Below are 555 nucleotides of genomic sequence, written 5' to 3'. Positions count from 1 at the left end.
GGCGCAGGTCCAGCGGGGCCGGGGGGCGCGGCGCGTCGGCCCGACGGCGGCGGGCCACCGGGGTCGCCGGGGAAGACGGGGAAGACGGGGAAGACGGCGGGGTCGGGCTCACACGCGCACCCGCTCGCGCAGGTCGGCGAGCACCTTGGGGCCGATGCCCTGCACCTCGCCGAGCTCCTCGACGTCGGTGAAGCGGTCGTTCTGCTCGCGCCAGGCGACGATGCGGCCGGCCAGCACCTCACCGACGCCGGGCAGCGCGTCGAGCTGCTGCGCGCTGGCGGTGTTGAGGTCCAGCGGAGCGTCCGGGCCGGGCGCCCCGCCCGGCACCGCGCCCGGTGCGGCGGCGGCCGCCGCGGGTGCGGGAGCGGGTGCCTGACCGGGAGCGGGCACGAGCACCTGCTCGCCGTCGACGAGCGGGCGGGCGAGGTTCACCGCGTCCAGGTCGGCGTCGGCGGCGGCTCCACCGGCGGCCGCGAGCGCGTCGGCGACGCGGCTGCCCGCGGGCAGCACGACCACGCCGGGGACCAGCACGCGGCCCGCGACGTGCACGACGAC

General features: G+C 80.0%; 1 protein-coding gene. It reads right to left on the bottom strand.

Annotated features, from left to right (window positions below):
- Positions 1–108: 108 nt before the first annotated feature.
- Positions 109–555 (bottom strand): ComEA family DNA-binding protein (locus tag GTQ99_RS23885; protein ID WP_166618101.1); only part of this gene is annotated, 447 nt, incomplete at its 5' end.

It is taken from the genome of Kineococcus vitellinus (assembly GCF_009906315.1).
Classification (GTDB): Bacteria; Actinomycetota; Actinomycetes; order Actinomycetales; family Kineococcaceae; genus Kineococcus; species Kineococcus vitellinus.
This window is presented reverse-complemented; position numbering and strand designations above follow the sequence as displayed.